Origin of the sequence: Streptomyces sp. NPDC005899, assembly GCF_040629645.1 — a bacterium.
In the GTDB taxonomy this organism is placed as follows: domain Bacteria; phylum Actinomycetota; class Actinomycetes; order Streptomycetales; family Streptomycetaceae; genus Streptomyces.
Genome location: NZ_JBEXWB010000010.1, coordinates 13,908 through 28,806, shown reverse-complemented (window position 1 = coordinate 28,806; position 14,899 = coordinate 13,908). Strand labels below are relative to the sequence as shown.

Here is a 14,899-nt window from a genome sequence, read left to right as displayed (position 1 = left end):
AGATCAACGCGGCTGCGGCGGCCGGCCGCATCACTGCTGCTGGGGCCAGTTCGAGCCGCGGCCGCCGCCGCCCGCCGACGTCGTCGTCGTCGTGGACGAGCTGGTGACCCCGGTCGTGCTCCCCGCGCCGCGCCCGGCCGCCGTCGTCCCCGCTCCGCAGCCGGAGTTCGCCGACGTCGACGTCGACGTCGACGACGACCGGGAGCCGGTCATCGAGGAGCCCATCAGGTAGCAGGTGTGGGGATGCGTCTGACGCATCACGTCGTCCCTGCGGATCCGTTCCGGTTCGGTAGGGGGCGACTGTCCCCTGTCAGTGTGGGACGGTCACGATGATCTTGCCGATGTGGGTGCCGGCCTCCATAACGCCGTCGGCGACGCAAGAGACAAGAGCCTTGCCCCGCCCCGGTCGGCAACCCCGGCCGCCATCGTCCGTGGGTGCTTCGCCGGCGACACCGACGTCACGACCGTGTGGCGTGAGGGGACGTTGAACTCGGGCACTTGGCGGCCGCGCGCCTGCTCCGGGGTGGGGAGCTCGGGGATGCGACGGGCCAGAGACACCGTGTATCCGGGGCCGCGTGGTCACCCCGGGACGTCGGCGACGGTGGCCAGGGCTGGCAGAAGGCACGGATGCGCGCGGTCTCGTGGCTGCGGTGCCGCACGAGGGAGAGGAAGGAGTCCTGAAGGCCGGTGGTAGGGACGAAGGTGGTCTGGAGGGTGCTCACGGTGGGGCCGGCGGGGATGGGAGCGCCCCGGGGCGCTCCCCGCTGAGTGGAGTGTCCGGAGCCGAGGCTGTGGGGGTGTCGATGTGTTCGGGGGGTGGGCCCTGGGCTGCCTCACTGGCGAGACGTGGCTTGGGGCCCGTCTATGTTCAGGCCCCGGGCGGGAAGGTCTCGCCGTGAGTCTCCGTCGGCGAGATGCTGTGGTCGTGGCGGCATTCCATCAGCAGTTGGGTCCCCTGCCGGCTGACCGGGCGGAAGCCCGCTCTTGTCCAGGCCCGGATGGCGCGGGTGTTGGATGCTTCGGGATCGACGGTCACCTGCGTCCAGCCCAGGACCGTATGAAGATGCCGGACGAGTGCGCGGGCTGCGTCGGGGCCGAGGCCTCTGCCCTGGGCCTGAGGCAGAAGGATCATGTCGATGCTGCCCTGGCCGGGGCCTGCGGGTGCGTACTGGGCATAGCCGACCGGGATGGTCCGGGCGAGGATCAGGAAGGACTCCACGTCGGGGCGGCGTCGTCCCGTGTACTTCGCGGCGACTTCGTCGCGGGTGAGGGGCTGTCCGCCCCAGTTTCGTACGAATTCGGGGTCGGCGAACCAGCCAGCGAGCAGAGACAGATGTGCTTCGGTGGCCGGGATGAGGCAGGTCAGGTCGCCTCCGATGACGCCGTTCTCCGGTTTGCTGTGCATTGCTGTGCCTCTCCCGGCGGATGTTCTTCCGGGTTCATTGTGGTGGGAAGAGGGAATCTAAGTGGCCTGGAACCGGTAGGAATCGGTGCCGGTCCGGATCAGGGTGCGGCGGAAGGTGATGCGATCGGCGATGGCCGGGCAGAGCCGGGCGTCGCCGAAGGTCTTGTCCCACTCGGGTACCTGCTCGTGCAGGTCTCAGGACAATGTGGTGACGTGCTCGTTCTGCTGCGCCGGTCGGGCCAGGGCGGTGTTCTGCCAGCCGTGTTCGAGGAGATCGAAGGCGGCGTTGAGAGCCGCGGCGGTGTCGGGGTGGTCGCGTGCGATGCGGGGTGCTTCGAGGGCGAAGCGGGCGAGGGCGGTGCTGGCTGGGTCGTCGGCGGGAAGGCCGCTCTCCTCGGCGATGACCTGGGCCAGGGGGCGGTGTTCTCCAGCCAGGTGTGATGCTGGTAGTCGAGCAGTACCGGGGTGCTGGTCACCTGCTGCTGTGGAAGCCGCCCAGGTCCTGGTTCGGCGTCAAGGCCCTCCTCGTGCCCGACGGGAACGGGCGCCGGCTGCCTTTCCGTCCTGCGCGGGCCCGGTCGTCGCACTGGGTCCTCAGCAGTTCTGAGAGGAAGCCGCGGTAGGTGATCCGGACCTGCTGGAACCTGTCCGGTCTGCTGCGTCGGAAGTGGACCGAACGAACGGCGCTAACTGTAGTTCGTACCGTCATGGCCGCGGCTGTGGTGACCTGTTCGTGCGGGAAGCGGACGCAGGGCGAGGAGGGCGGCGTCGTCGGTGAGGCGGCCACCGGTGTGGTGGAGGAGGGCGTCGACGATGAGGCTGAGCAGGCGTGAGGGGGCGATTCCGTCGGGGTGGGCGACGTGCAGTTGCTCGAGACACTGGCGCAGGGGAAAGAACTCGCCGGTTCGGTTGCGTGCTTCGGTCACGCCGTCGGTGACGAGCAGGATGGTCTCCTGCTGGTCGAAAGGCAGTCGGCAGACCACTGGCGGGCTGTCGGTAAGCTCTGCCATACCGACCGGCGGGCCCTGCTCCTGCGGTAGTCGCCGCACGCCGCGGGGGCCGATCACGAGTGGGCCCTCGTGTCCGAAGTTCACCACCTGAATGCTGTCCACACTGGGTGGAAAGGCGATCACCACGGCAGTGGCGAAGCGTTCTTCCTGATCTCCCCACGCGGATCGCAGCGAGTTGTGCCGGCGCAGTCCCCATTCCATGCGGCTGGCCACTACGTGGAGGTCGGGCTCGTGGTAGCCGGCTTCCCGGAAGGCGCCCACGACCGCCCCTGCGGTGGAGACGGCCGGCAGGCCCTTTCCCTGGACGTCTCCCAGGAGGGCGCGCGCACCGTGGGGGGTGGCCAGCACCTCGTAGAAGTCGCCGCCCACCCGGGCCTCGACGTCGGCCGCAAGGTATCGGGCGGCCGACTCCATGCCGCCCCAGCCCTGTGGGATGGGGCGCAGCAGCACCTGGCGGGTGGTATCCGCAGCGCTCCGCAGATGGAGTACGTAGGAATGGGCCTGTGCGCGCAGCACCGCGATGACAATGGCGAGCAGGACCGCGAAAATCTCCAGCAGGAAGTCCTCGGTCCGTAGGTCTGTCGTCGGCAAGGTCGCGTCGGCCCATCTGTTGAGGATGAGCACAAGGAGACCGAACGCTGTGGTGACCTTGGGGGAGGCCACTCCTGCTGCCAGCAGGGGAGCCATCATCAGCCAGTTGCCCACCCGGATGGAGGGCCCCGTCAGCTCACCGACCAGCACCATGGTGATCAGGAATGCTGCGGGAAGGATCCAGGCCGCCCTGCCGTAGCGCACGAGCAGAGGTTCGCGCTCGTCTCCCGGTGGCAGACCACGCCACCGGGCTGCTCTACGGAGACGGGCGGTCCAGCGACGACGGATGTCCGGAAGCATACTTCCACTCTCCGCGCACCCGCCCTCTCCCGGCGGCCCGACACACGGCCCGCCTGCTGGAGCGGTTGGCCCAGGCCAGCGCCAGCACCCGCGCCGGGCGTCCATGTACTGGCGTAGGCGGCAGGAACAGGGCTCCCCGTAGTCGGGCGTCGAGGCTCACTCGCGGGTGGGCGAGACCACGTCACTATCCAGTTGTAGCGGATGACGGCCCCGGCCCGGGGTGAGGAGACGCTGAAGTCGGCCCGCACGATCGGCGCGGCCGAGACGGTGCTGTCGAACGCCGCTGCCGCAGACAAGGTCCTCGAAACACACCGGCGGAGCCGTCGGCCAGGTGGCACTGAACGTCATGGGAGCCGAGCCCGCCGACAGGTCCCAGCCCTCAGCCACCACAAGCGGTTTCTGGCAGCCGGTTGTGCCGCCGGTCGGTGTGCACGGCTCTCGACGTGGCCGAAGCCGAGCTTGCCGCCGCCTGCGAGGCGGAGCTGCGCGAAGCGGTGTGGATCGTTGCCCACGCTGACGAGCTCCAGGCACTGCTGCCCTGGCCCCTTTCGATGCTGCGCCGCTCCGTGGCGTGAGGCCCTCGAGGACCTGGACGAAGACGGCCTGGCCGAGACCGGCGCAGAAGCGCTGGTCTCCGGCGCCGGCCCGGAGGCCGCCCTCGACGAGCTGGTGCGGCCTGTTCGGGCAGTTGGCCGACTGGCAGCAGTCGATCGGCGAGCCGGGCCGCGCGCTCACCACGCCAACTGGAGGCCGACCGCTACCCGCCAGGTCCACCGACGCCGGCCGCACCGAGGACATCGGGTGGCGCCAGGCCCGCACCGCGCTGCTCGAGGCGGTCGCATGCCACCACGCTCACCTGCTCGCCGCCATCGTCGGGCTGCGGGGTGAGCTGGAGCTCCCAGCTACCTGTAGCGGGAGCTCCAGGGGGCGCGACCATCCTGAAAGGCTGCGCGGTCAGCGACGCCGGCCGCCGCCGATGCGGCGGTCGTCGGCCAGTGCGGTCAGCGGGCCGAACTCGCGGGCGAGCTGGTCCCACGTCAGAACCTCGCCACAGCGGGCCGGGAACTCCTTCGGGTCGAACTCGGGCATTGTCCAGGTGCCAGTGCCCCGGTCCCGCAGCCACAGGTCCCCGTCACCGTCGACCACAGTCGGCGGGACCGGCACGGGCTCGGCCTCATCGGTGGGCTCCCAGGTGAGCCGGCCCGGGTGGGAAACGCGGCGCAGCTCGGTGGTGGCCAGCCGCGCGGCCAAGTCACGGGTGGACTCTTCGGCGTCCTTGACCGACGCCAGTCGGAATGCGTCGTCAAGTACGGGCAGGGCTGGATTCTTGCTGCGCTTTGAACTCATACGCTGACTACCTCCGGTGAGGGGCGTCACATCCGTTATGGCACCCCGTAGTGCTACACGGTATCCGAGGCGGGAGCCGGGCCGGCCACGACCACTGCCCAGGTGGAGGTACTGGCACGCCGGGCGGCGGGGCTCAGGTGGTGAGCTGGTCCTGGTCGTGGCGCGACCCGCGGTGGTAGCGCTCGAATATGGCGGTCCGGGTCTGAGAGGGTGAGACAGCCGGGGACGCGCCCCGCCGTGACGCTCCCAAGCCAGGAGACGTTGCCGACCCCAGTGGGCGGTTCCGCCGCCCGGCCCTGGGGCCGTTCGGCTCCGGTACCTCCGCACGGTGGAAATTCGGATTTCTGATATCTGGAGTCCATTTCTCACGGGTTTCTTTTCGGACCCACCGTTTCGGTTCGGAGGAGATATTCTTGCTGCCGAGAAGGTCTTTAGGCGCCGCATGATTTTCGCCAACGGCAGTTGCCGCATCCAGCTGATGCATCAGCTACACAGAAACGCGACACGGGCGAGCTGCCCCGCCCGCCGTCCGCTGTATGGCCAAGCCCTTGCAGTGGGCGCCGAAAGGGGCTGGAGATCCAGCCCGGAAGCGCGCTCCCAAGGTGGGGGAGCGCGGCGGATTCGGCCGGCGACGTCAACGATGGGGAATGCCAGGAAGGGCTCGTCGGTGGGAAGGTCCCGTAGGGGCGGGGTGGGAAGGTTCCGGCCGTACGCTTTCCGGTGGGATCCTTCCTGCCGCGGGTCCTCTTACGTGGATGTACCCCTTTGTTGCATTAGGGCTGACTCCCCTGATAACCACCTGTTGGTATGGCTGCAGCCGGTCTACCCAGCTTGTGTTTTCGCCTGCAGTGGCGGTGGGGAGTCGGTCAATGTGGACGAGGCGTATCAAAGGGAAATCGAGTCCGAACGGTGCGAGCCGTCCCATGCGCGTTGCGTCACCTGGAGTGGTTGACGCCCCCACAGCAGCAGCTGCCCGTGAAGTGAGCTCGGGGGCATAGCCGCTTCCGGAAGCGGGCGACGGGGCGTCGTCTCCTCACCTGGTCTGAAGGTGCTCGTTTCGGCTCCTCGTCCGCGGGCATCCGGCCGTCATGGACACCACAACGGGTATGGGTGAAGAAGTGATCGAGACTCAGGGCGATGAGCATCATGTCGTTCTCAGTGCTGACGCGAACGGTGACGGGAAGCCCGACGTGTGGATGATCGACACCACTGGGGACGGGAAAGCCGACCTCTATCAGTTCGACACCACCGGTGACGGACGGATTGACGTCACCATCGCCGAAGGCGATGAAGAGGCCGGGAGCGAGCGTTTGGTGGTCGAAGGAGACGGCGGCCACCCGCAAGAGGCGTGACCCTTCAGGCCCTCCGTGGTGCCATGTCCGCAAGTCCGAACGCGTGGCATGGAAAGGCACCACGGAAGGCCTGTACCAGCCCCGTAACCCCCATTCCTGGACCAGCGCGACTGACTCTCACCACCACCGACACCACCCCGCGGACGGCCTCCAGCACTGGCGGCGGACGACCAAGAAGCAGGACATCCCGATGCGCGACCTGGTCCACGACGAGAATCTGCGCACCACGCTCCAGAAGGCGGTGGACGAGGCCGACCGCCTGCTCTCGCGCGCCGAGTACATTCGCAAGTCCACGGTCCTGCCGGTGGACTTCACGCAGGAGAACGGTCACCTGACGCCGCCGCTGAAGCTGAATCGGGACGCGATCGCACGGGGCTTCGCGGGGGAGATCGAGGGGTTGTTCCGGAAAGGGTGAGGGGCGGGCGCCGGGGAGGGGCGTGACCTCCGGTGAGATCGGACGGCCTCCCCGCTCCGGCGATCTGCTCTGCCGACGGGACCGGATCATCACATGGCCGGTGAGATCACAGCAGTGAAATGCACCCGACCTGGACAACTCCTATGCTCAACCCTTGCCCTGGTGATGTCCGCTTCACCATCCCAAAACGCTTTCCGCCAGTTTTACGGTCGTGGACCAAGTCTTAACAGATCTTTGAAGCCCGCTGGTCGGTCACATGTTCTGCACGTAATGAGGGTTCTGGGGATGAGTCGTGGGAGGAAGGGGAGTCATAGGCGCCCCGTCTCCGGGGTTGTGGGGATCGCCGCAAGTACGGCGATCCTGGCTGAATTCTCGACGGGCGGCAGTAAGGGTGAGATCAGGCTTCAGGCATTTCCTGTGGTCCGGCTGACTGAAGAATCCTTTATTTCGTAGGCGTCAGCGCGGACACGGGGCGAGGGGTGGGGGTCGAACTCGCGTCCGTGGCCTCCGTGACGTGCATGGTCCGCCATGGAGGGTGGCTGCTGGTGGCCGGCGCCGCTTCTGCTCTCCGGGGTGGAATGGGGCTGGTCCGGACGGCACGTGCGGTTCTCTCTTGGTGTGGCGCAGAACCCGTCGATCATCGTGTGCGTGGCCTGGCACCCCCTGCCCGCGGACCCGACGGCAGCAGGTCCGCGGGCAGGGCGTTGCGGCATGGACCTGTTCGGTGCGACGTACCAGGGCATCGACCAGGGCGACGAGGCCGCCGCCTGGCTCACGGACTTCCTCGGCACCCCGAGCCGTCTGGTCCGCGTACCGCCGGAGCCCGACGGAAGACCGACGGCCTGACCCCCGGCATGACGGGCTACGCCGACAGCGGCGCCGTCCACGTGCTCTCCCGCGCCTCCCTCGCCCGCCTGCACACGCGGCCGGCCGAGCGCGGCGCCCCGCCCCTGGCCATGGACCGCTTCCGCCCGACATCGTCGTCGACAGCGTCCCCGGGGGGCGCCAGGGGGGACTGGGCGGTGGAACCCCACGCCGAGGACCGGATCCGCCGCGCGACCATCGGCGCGGCCGAGCTGGGCTACAAGCTCGCCGTGCGTTGCGCGGTCACCCTGGTCGACCAGGAGGCCGGGGCCCCGGGGCGGGCCGGAGCCGCTGCGGATGCTCGCGGACTACCGGCGCTTCTCGGCGGGACGGGTGGTGTTCGGTGCGAAGTTCGCCGTGGTGCGGCCGGGGAAACTGCCGGTGGGCGACGATGTGGCGGTCGAGGGGTGGGGCGAGGCGGAAGCCTGAGGGCGTGCGCCGCTCCGGGGGGCGTCACTCGAAGAACTTCAGGCTCCACCCCTTGTCGGACGTGGGACCGGGGACGTTGGCGCGGGAGTAGGTGGTGTCGCCCCACCAGACGAACGTGCCGGTGTACCAGTGGCGGTTCGCCCAGGAGTACGGGGTGCCCTTCGCGACCGCGTGGTACATCGAAGGGAACCTCGGGCCGGCCGGCGGGCTGGTGTCGATGTCGCCGTGCAGCAGGACGAAGGTGTGGTGGCCGGGCCCGTTCACGTACAGCGTCGGGTCCCAACCGGCCATCATCGTCGCGCGGTTGGAGCCGAACAGGCACCCGTTCGACTTGTACCAGTCCCACACGTACGTGGGATCGCCGCCCTTGCGCAGGCGCAGGTCCGCCAGACAGTACTGCTCGCTCCAACTACCGTTCGCGGAGTATGCGATGTGCAGTTGCCCGTTCGGGTCCTTGATCGCCTCGGGGCTCTCGTTGATGAACGGGTTGCCGACCACCCGCTCCCAGCTCTCGCGCGGCTGCGAGATGACGTACCGCGCGCCGGTGGGCTGGGTCGGGCTGCTCATCCGGGCGATGTAGAGGTTCTGCTCGACGTTGGTGTCGCCCGCCCACCCGGACCAGACGAACCAGCGCTGCCCCTCGAAGGTGAACAGAGTGCCGTCGATGGCCCATCTGCCTTCGGGGAGGGCGAGTTGGGACTCTGCCCCGTACCCGCTGTCAGGCGAGGCGGAGCTGATGACGAACATGCGGTGGGCGGCGCCGGCACCGGCCGTGAAGTAGATGTAGTACCGGCCGCCGTCCATCACGATCTCAGGAGCCCAGACCTCCCCGCGCCCCCTGCTGTCGGCCCAGACCTGCCGGGCGGGCGAGGTGGCCAGCCCGTCCGTGGACGACGCCTGCCGTACGACGATGCCGCCGCCGGTCGACTGGACACCGACGTACGTACTGCCCACCCTCAGCACGCTGGGGTCGGCCGCACGCAGACCGGTCTGCCCCTGCGGAGCCGCTTCCGGGGCGGGCGGCGCGCCCTGGGCGGTCTCGGGCGGCGACAGGACCAGTGTCGCGGCGAGGGCCCCGGCCAGCGCGAGTGCGCCGAGGGCGGACGGGTGGCGGAAGGGTCTCCTGGGCTTGCGCGTGGGGTCGCTCATGGTCTCGCTCCTGGGTGGGGGGATCCGATGATGGCGATGGCGATGGTGGCGGTGCCAATTTCCATCGATAGAAGAGCGCTCTCGCAGAATCCCGTCAGAAGTTGCCTCTGTCAATGGGCCCGCTACGAGCGGCAGTTCAGGGCTGGAGTGCGCGAATCAGGCGTCGCGCGGTCCGGGCGGCAGGGGGGGCTGGACGGCTCCCTCCAGGACTCCGGCAGCCGCGTGGGCGCGCGCGGTAGACCCGGCGACTTCCGCGACCGTCGCCGGGATACTCGTCGCCCATGGACGAGGTTCGAGTCGTCATCGCCCACTCCGAGCGCGCGACTCTGCGCGTCGGTGACGTGTTCCTCAAGGTGGACGCCGATCAGGCGCGTATCGACGTCGAGGCGATGGCCCTCGCGCCCGTCCCGACCCCCCCGAGGTCCTGTGGCGCGAGCCGCCCGTGCTGGAGACCGCCACGTCCGGGGGACGACCCTCGGGCGCCTCGGCCGGCCCTTGACCGGGTCACCGGCCGCGTGGGCCGCGGCGGGCGTCGCCGTCCGGTCGGGTCGGGCGGGAGGATCGCCGGCGGAGTCGGGTCGCTGTCCCGTACGGTCACCTCGGCTGCGCTGCCGCCGTTGACTTCCAGGGTCAGGAGGCGGGGGCCGGGCGCGTATTGACGGGCATTGGTCACCAGCTCACCGACGACGAGTCGCACTGTGCCCATCGCGCGCTCGGAGACCGGCAGCCCGTGCGTGGCCTGCACGCCGGCGAGGAAGCTGAGGACAAGACCGCGGGCAATGGCGATGTCCTCGCTGCCCTCGAACACCCCGGACGCCGAGATGACGTCGCCCCGTAGCGCCTGCCGGTCCTCACCGTGCGCTGTCCGTTCCGTCGGTTTGCCCCCGTGCGTCGATCCCGCCACCCTCCGCTTACCCCCGGATCCTCGGCGGACGAAGGTCAGGGAGGAGACTGCTATCACTGGGGAAGCCAGGCCGGATCCGATCCTGGCCGACAAGACATCCCGCGCGGTCCGCCACCACCTGCGCCGACACGGCATCCGGGTAGTGATCCCCGCCCTCGCGGACCAGCGCAGGCACCGGGTTCGTCGGGGCAGCCGAGGCGGCAGGCCGCCGGCCTTCGGCCGCGAGACCTAAACGCAGCACGACATCGTCGAGCGGTGCGTCAACTGCCTGAAACAGTGGCGGGGCATCGCCACGCGCTACGAGAAGACCCCCACCATCTACCTGGCCGGACACCGCATCGCAGGCGTCTTCCTCCGGTCCGCCCGGTGGACAGATTGCCCCTCCTCCCCACCCCGGTGGCATGGTCGAAGTCGGCAATACTTGTCGGCAATACTTGGGGGGGCGGATGGACGGGCCGGGACCGAAGGAACGAGGCAGTATGTCGGTGGGTAGCTCGCAGGCAGCGAAGCGGGGGAAGAGCGTACCTGCGGCCGGTGCGGTCGGCGAGCCGGAGCTGCGGCAGCTCCTGGCCGGTCTCACGGCCGTACGGGACGGGGATTTCGGCACGCGCCTGCCGGACGAGGCCGACGGCCTGCTCGGCGAGATCGCTACGGTCTTCAACGGCATGGTCGACCAATTGTCGCTGTTCACGTCGGAAGTGACCCGGGTGGCCCGAGAAGTGGGTACCGAGGGAACACTCGGAGGCCAGGCCAAGGTCCCCGCCGTCTCCGGTACGTGGGCCGATCTCACCGACTCGGTCAACGCCATGGCGGGAAACCTCACGACTCAGGTCCGCGACATCGCGCAGGTGGCCACGGCCGTGGCGCAGGGTGACCTTTCCCAGAAGATCGACGTGGATGCCCGGGGCGAGATTCTGGAACTCAAGAACACCGTCAACACGATGGTGGACCAGCTCTCCGCCTTCGCCGACGAAGTCACGCGTGTCGCCCGAGAGGTGGGCAGCGAAGGGCGGCTCGGCGGCCAGGCCCAGGTCCCGGGGGTGGGTGGGGTCTGGCGTGACCTGACGGACTCCGTGAACTTCATGGCGGGCAACCTGACGGACCAGGTCCGCAACATCGCCCAGGTGACCACTGCCGTCGCCAAGGGCGACCTGTCCCAGAAGATCACCGTTGACGCCCGCGGTGAGATCCTGGAGCTCAAGAACACCATCAACACGATGGTCGACCAGCTCTCCTCGTTCGCGGACGAAGTGACGCGGATGGCCCGCGACGTGGGAACGGAGGGAATCCTGGGCGGCCAGGCGGACGTCAAGGGCGTCTCCGGCACGTGGCGGGACCTGACCGACTCCGTCAACTTCATGGCGGGGAACCTCACCGCGCAGGTGCGGTCCATCGCCCAGGTGGCCACGGCGGTCGCGAAGGGAGACCTTTCCCAGAAGATCACGGTCAGGGCGCGCGGCGAGATCCTGGAGTTGAAGGAGACCATCAACACGATGGTCGACCAGCTCTCCGCGTTCGCGGACGAGGTGACCCGCGTCGCCCGCGAGGTCGGTACGGAGGGGCGGCTCGGCGGTCAGGCAGACGTCAAGGGTGTCTCGGGCACCTGGAAGGACCTCACGGAATCCGTGAACGTGATGGGGGACAACCTCACCGCGCAGGTCCGGTCCATCGCCCAGGTCACGACAGCTGTCGCCCAGGGAGACCTCTCCCAGAAGATCCGGGTGGACGCCCGAGGCGAGATCCTGGAGTTGAAGGAGACCATCAACACGATGGTCGACCAGCTCTCCGCGTTCGCGGACGAGGTCACACGGGTGGCCCGCGAGGTCGGTACCGAGGGCAACCTGGGTGGGCAGGCCACCGTACGAGGCGTCTCCGGGACCTGGAAGGACCTCACGGACAACGTCAACGTGATGGCCTCCAACCTGACCGGCCAGGTGCGGTCCATCGCCCAGGTCGCGACGGCCGTGGCGCGCGGCGACCTCTCCCAGAAGATCACTGTCGAGGCCAAGGGCGAGGTGGCGGCGCTCGCCGGAGTGATCAACACGATGGTCGACACCCTGTCGGCCTTCGCGGACGAGGTGACTCGGGTCGCCCGCGAGGTCGGCACCGAAGGGCGGCTGGGCGGCCAGGCCCGGGTGCCGAACGTCGCGGGTACGTGGAAGGACCTCACCGAGAACGTCAACTCGATGGCGAACAACCTCACCGGGCAGGTCCGCAACATCGCCCAGGTGACCACGGCGGTCGCGAACGGCGACCTCTCCAAGAAGATCGATGTGGACGCCCGGGGCGAGATCCTCGAACTCAAGACGACCATCAATACGATGGTCGACCAGCTCTCCGCGTTCGCCGCCGAGGTCACCCGCGTCGCCCGCGAGGTCGGGAGTGAAGGCCGGCTGGGCGGTCAGGCCGAGGTGGAGGGCGTCTCCGGCACCTGGAAACGGCTCACGGAGAACGTCAACGAGCTGGCGGGCAATCTCACCCGGCAGGTCCGCGCCATCGCCGAGGTTGCCAGCGCGGTCGCCGAGGGTGACCTCACCCGCTCCATCACCGTGGATGCCTCCGGTGAAGTGTCGGAGCTCAAGGACAACATCAACTCGATGGTGGAGTCCCTCCGGGAGACCACCCGGGCCAACCGGGACCAGGACTGGTTGAAGACCAATCTGGCCCGGGTCTCCGGCCTGATGCAGGGGCACCGGGACCTGGTCGTCGTGGCGGAACTCGTCATGGACGAACTGACCCCGCTCGTCAGTGCCCAGTACGGAGCCTTCTACCTGGCGGTGGACCGGGCGGGTGACACCGAGCTCGAACTCATCGGCTCCTACGGATACCCGGCCGACCAAGCGCTGCCGACCAGGTTCACGCTCGGGCGGTCCCTGGTCGGGCAGGCCGCCCGCAGTCGCCGTACGATCGCGGTCGACGAACTGCCCGCCGGTTACGTCGCCATTTCCTCCAGCCTGGGCTCCGTCCAGCCGACGGGGTTGATGATCCTGCCCATCGTGGTCGAGGACCAGGTCCTCGGTGTCATCGAACTGGCGTCGGTCACCCCCTTCACTGCCGTGCACCGGGACTTCCTGGGCCAGTTGATGGAGACCGTCGGTGTCAACGTGAACTCGATCGTCGCCAACGCCAGGACGGACGAACTGCTGGTGGAGTCCCAGCGCCTGGCGGCAGAACTGCAGTCGCGGTCAGGGGAATTGCAGGTGCAGCAGGAGGAACTCCAGCGCTCGAACGCTGAGTTGGAGGAGAAGGCGACGCTCCTGGCGACCCAGAACCGGGACATCGAGACCAAGAACCTCGAGATCGAACAGGCCAGGCAGGAGCTGGAGGACCGCGCACAGCAGCTGTCCCTCGCCTCCAAGTACAAGTCCGAGTTCCTGGCCAACATGAGCCACGAACTGCGGACCCCCCTGAACAGCCTCCTGATCCTGGCCCAGCTGCTGTCACAGAACCCGACCCGCAACCTCAGCCCCAAGCAGGTGGAGTACGCCGGGATCATCCATTCCGCCGGGTCCGACCTACTCCAGCTGATCAACGACATCCTGGACCTCTCGAAGGTCGAGGCCGGGAAGATGGACGTCATGCCGGAGCGCGTCTCGCTCCAGCGGCTCTTGGACTACGTCGAAGCGACCTTCCGGCCGCTGACCACCCAGAAGAGCCTCGAATTCGCGATCCGTACATCCGAAGGCGTGCAGGCGGAACTCGTCACGGACGACTCACGGCTGCGACAGGTGCTGCGCAACCTCCTCTCGAACGCGGTGAAGTTCACCGAGCAGGGCCGGGTCGAGCTGCTCATCGAACCGGCTCTCCCGGAAGACCTGCCCGAGAACGTGCGCCCCGGCTCCCCGGCCGTCGTCTTCCGCGTGAAGGACACCGGCATCGGCATCCAGGAGCGCCAACTGGAGACGATCTTCGGAGCGTTCCAGCAGGCAGACGGAACGACCAGCCGCAAGTACGGCGGAACCGGGCTGGGCCTCTCGATCAGCAGGGAGATCGCGTACCTGCTGGGCGGCGCCGTTACCGCGCAGAGCGTCCCCGGGGAGGGCAGCGTCTTCTCCCTGTACCTTCCTGTTGAACGCCCCGGCTTCGACGACTCCGGCGAGGGACGCCTCGTGATCGAGGGCGGCCAACGGCAACTGGTCTCCGGCGCTCCCAGCCGTGCCTCCGGCGCGCCCGAGCCGGTCGCGGAGGAACCGCCCCGGCCGCGCAAGCGGCTACTGGTCCTCGAGGAGAGGCCCCACGGCCTCCTGTCCCTCGTCGCGGAGAGCGCCGCGGCCGATGTCGCCGGAACCCGCGACCTCGGCGATGCGCGAGGCCCCGCGGAGATCATCACGGCCGTCGGCAGTCAGGAGGCGGCGCGCGTCCTCGCGATGGACCCGTGCCACTGCGTCGTCCTGGAACTCGACATGCCCGACGGCGCCGCCGCACGCTTCCTGTCGGCGATGGACGGCGATGCCGCCCTACGCGGGGTGCCCGTCCTCGCACACAACAGTCGTCGCCTTGAGCCTGACTGGGAACGGACCCTGCTGGACCGGGCCGGTCGGCAGCCGCTCGAACTGCTGTCGAGCCTGGACGAGCTGCGCGAGCGGATCGCCCTGCACCTGTCCGCCGACCAGCCGGGCGACGCTCTGTCCCTTGTCCGTGCCGACGAGGGCGCACGACCCACCGCGCCGGAGATCGACGATGCGCTCGCCGGACGTACGGCGCTGGTCGTGGACGACGACGCCCGCAACGTCTACGCCCTGAGCGGCATTCTGGAACTGCACGGCATGCACGTGCTCCACGCCGAGAACGGCCGCCGCGGGCTCGACATCCTCACCACCCACCCCGCCATCGATCTCGTGCTGATGGACGTGATGATGCCGGAGATGGACGGATACGCCGCGACTGCCACAATCCGGGGCATGCCCGAGTACGCGGACCTGCCCGTCATCGCCGTGACGGCCAAGGCGATGCCGGGCGACCGTGAGAAGAGCTTGGCCTCGGGCGCCAGCGACTACGTCACCAAGCCGGTGGACGCCGACGATCTGATCACGCGCGTGCGTCACTGGCTCCGAGTCTGAGCGGGCGGGGGGCCGACGTCCCTCGCCTCGCCGGCACCGCGACAGATGAACTCACCACTGGAGCAGCACTCCC

The 14,899-nt window shown here is 68.8% G+C and carries 10 protein-coding genes and 6 pseudogenes; 8 read left to right on the top strand and 8 right to left on the bottom strand.

Annotated features, from left to right (window positions below; genetic code table 11):
• Positions 1-91 precede the first annotated feature (91 nt).
• A complete protein-coding gene (locus ABZ371_RS02670; RefSeq protein ID WP_358672758.1) occupies positions 92-232 on the top strand; it encodes a hypothetical protein in 141 nt (46 codons plus the stop codon).
• Between the two features lie 227 nt (positions 233-459).
• Here ABZ371_RS02670 and ABZ371_RS02665 read toward each other — a convergent pair.
• From ABZ371_RS02665 to ABZ371_RS02650, 4 genes and pseudogenes are all read right to left on the bottom strand, one after another.
• Positions 460-558, bottom strand: a pseudogene (locus ABZ371_RS02665) (peptide-methionine (S)-S-oxide reductase); the annotation flags it as partial.
• A gap of 53 nt (positions 559-611) precedes the next feature.
• Positions 612-755 (bottom strand): annotated as a pseudogene (locus ABZ371_RS02660) (LysR family transcriptional regulator); the annotation flags it as partial.
• Positions 756-868: 113 nt separating this feature from the next.
• Positions 869-1,405 carry a GNAT family N-acetyltransferase gene (locus tag ABZ371_RS02655; protein ID WP_358672757.1) on the bottom strand — a complete coding sequence of 179 codons (537 nt, stop codon included), beginning with the start codon at positions 1,403-1,405 and terminating at the stop codon, positions 869-871.
• A gap of 57 nt (positions 1,406-1,462) precedes the next feature.
• Positions 1,463-1,576 (bottom strand): annotated as a pseudogene (locus ABZ371_RS02650) (ATP-binding protein); the annotation flags it as partial.
• 42 nt (positions 1,577-1,618) lie between these two features.
• Between ABZ371_RS02650 and ABZ371_RS02645 the strand changes: the two are divergent.
• The gene (locus ABZ371_RS02645; RefSeq protein ID WP_358672756.1) at positions 1,619-1,846 is read left to right on the top strand and encodes a hypothetical protein; all 228 of its coding nucleotides are present in this window, start codon (positions 1,619-1,621) and stop codon (positions 1,844-1,846) included.
• Positions 1,847-2,091: 245 nt separating this feature from the next.
• On the opposite strand, the gene ABZ371_RS02640 is transcribed toward ABZ371_RS02645, so the two are convergent.
• Complete coding sequence (locus tag ABZ371_RS02640) at positions 2,092-3,210, bottom strand: PP2C family protein-serine/threonine phosphatase (protein WP_358672755.1); 1,119 nt, start codon at positions 3,208-3,210, stop codon at positions 2,092-2,094.
• 521 nt (positions 3,211-3,731) lie between these two features.
• Between ABZ371_RS02640 and ABZ371_RS02635 the strand changes: the two genes are divergently transcribed.
• On the top strand, positions 3,732-3,881 hold the full coding sequence (locus ABZ371_RS02635; protein WP_358672754.1) for a hypothetical protein: 150 nt from the start codon (positions 3,732-3,734) through the stop codon (positions 3,879-3,881).
• A gap of 379 nt (positions 3,882-4,260) precedes the next feature.
• Here ABZ371_RS02635 and ABZ371_RS02630 read toward each other — a convergent pair whose 3' ends face one another.
• Entirely contained in the window at positions 4,261-4,653 is a 393-nt protein-coding gene (locus ABZ371_RS02630; RefSeq protein ID WP_358672753.1) for a hypothetical protein, read from the bottom strand.
• A gap of 1,088 nt (positions 4,654-5,741) precedes the next feature.
• On the opposite strand from ABZ371_RS02630, the gene ABZ371_RS02625 reads away from it, so the two are divergent.
• The 3 genes and pseudogenes from ABZ371_RS02625 to ABZ371_RS02615 all read left to right on the top strand — a co-directional run.
• Entirely contained in the window at positions 5,742-6,005 is a 264-nt protein-coding gene (locus ABZ371_RS02625) for a hypothetical protein (protein WP_358672752.1), read from the top strand.
• Positions 6,006-6,147: 142 nt separating this feature from the next.
• Positions 6,148-6,420, top strand: a pseudogene (locus tag ABZ371_RS02620) (long-chain fatty acid--CoA ligase); the annotation flags it as partial.
• Positions 6,421-7,131: 711 nt separating this feature from the next.
• Positions 7,132-7,713: pseudogene (locus tag ABZ371_RS02615) on the top strand (MOSC domain-containing protein); the annotation flags it as partial.
• Positions 7,714-7,737: 24 nt separating this feature from the next.
• On the opposite strand, the gene ABZ371_RS02610 reads toward ABZ371_RS02615, so the two are convergent.
• Positions 7,738-8,862 carry a glycoside hydrolase family 43 protein gene (locus tag ABZ371_RS02610; protein ID WP_358672751.1) on the bottom strand — a complete coding sequence of 375 codons (1,125 nt, stop codon included), beginning with the start codon at positions 8,860-8,862 and terminating at the stop codon, positions 7,738-7,740.
• A 364-nt stretch (positions 8,863-9,226) separates the two neighbouring features.
• Entirely contained in the window at positions 9,227-9,766 is a 540-nt protein-coding gene (locus ABZ371_RS02605; RefSeq protein ID WP_358672750.1) for a hypothetical protein, read from the bottom strand.
• A gap of 67 nt (positions 9,767-9,833) precedes the next feature.
• Between ABZ371_RS02605 and ABZ371_RS02600 the strand changes: the two are divergent.
• Both ABZ371_RS02600 and ABZ371_RS02595 read left to right on the top strand, forming a co-directional pair.
• A pseudogene (locus tag ABZ371_RS02600) lies at positions 9,834-10,073 on the top strand (IS5/IS1182 family transposase); the annotation flags it as partial.
• Between the two features lie 172 nt (positions 10,074-10,245).
• On the top strand, positions 10,246-14,826 hold the full coding sequence (locus ABZ371_RS02595) for a HAMP domain-containing protein (RefSeq protein ID WP_358672749.1): 4,581 nt from the start codon (positions 10,246-10,248) through the stop codon (positions 14,824-14,826).
• Positions 14,827-14,899 lie beyond the last annotated feature (73 nt).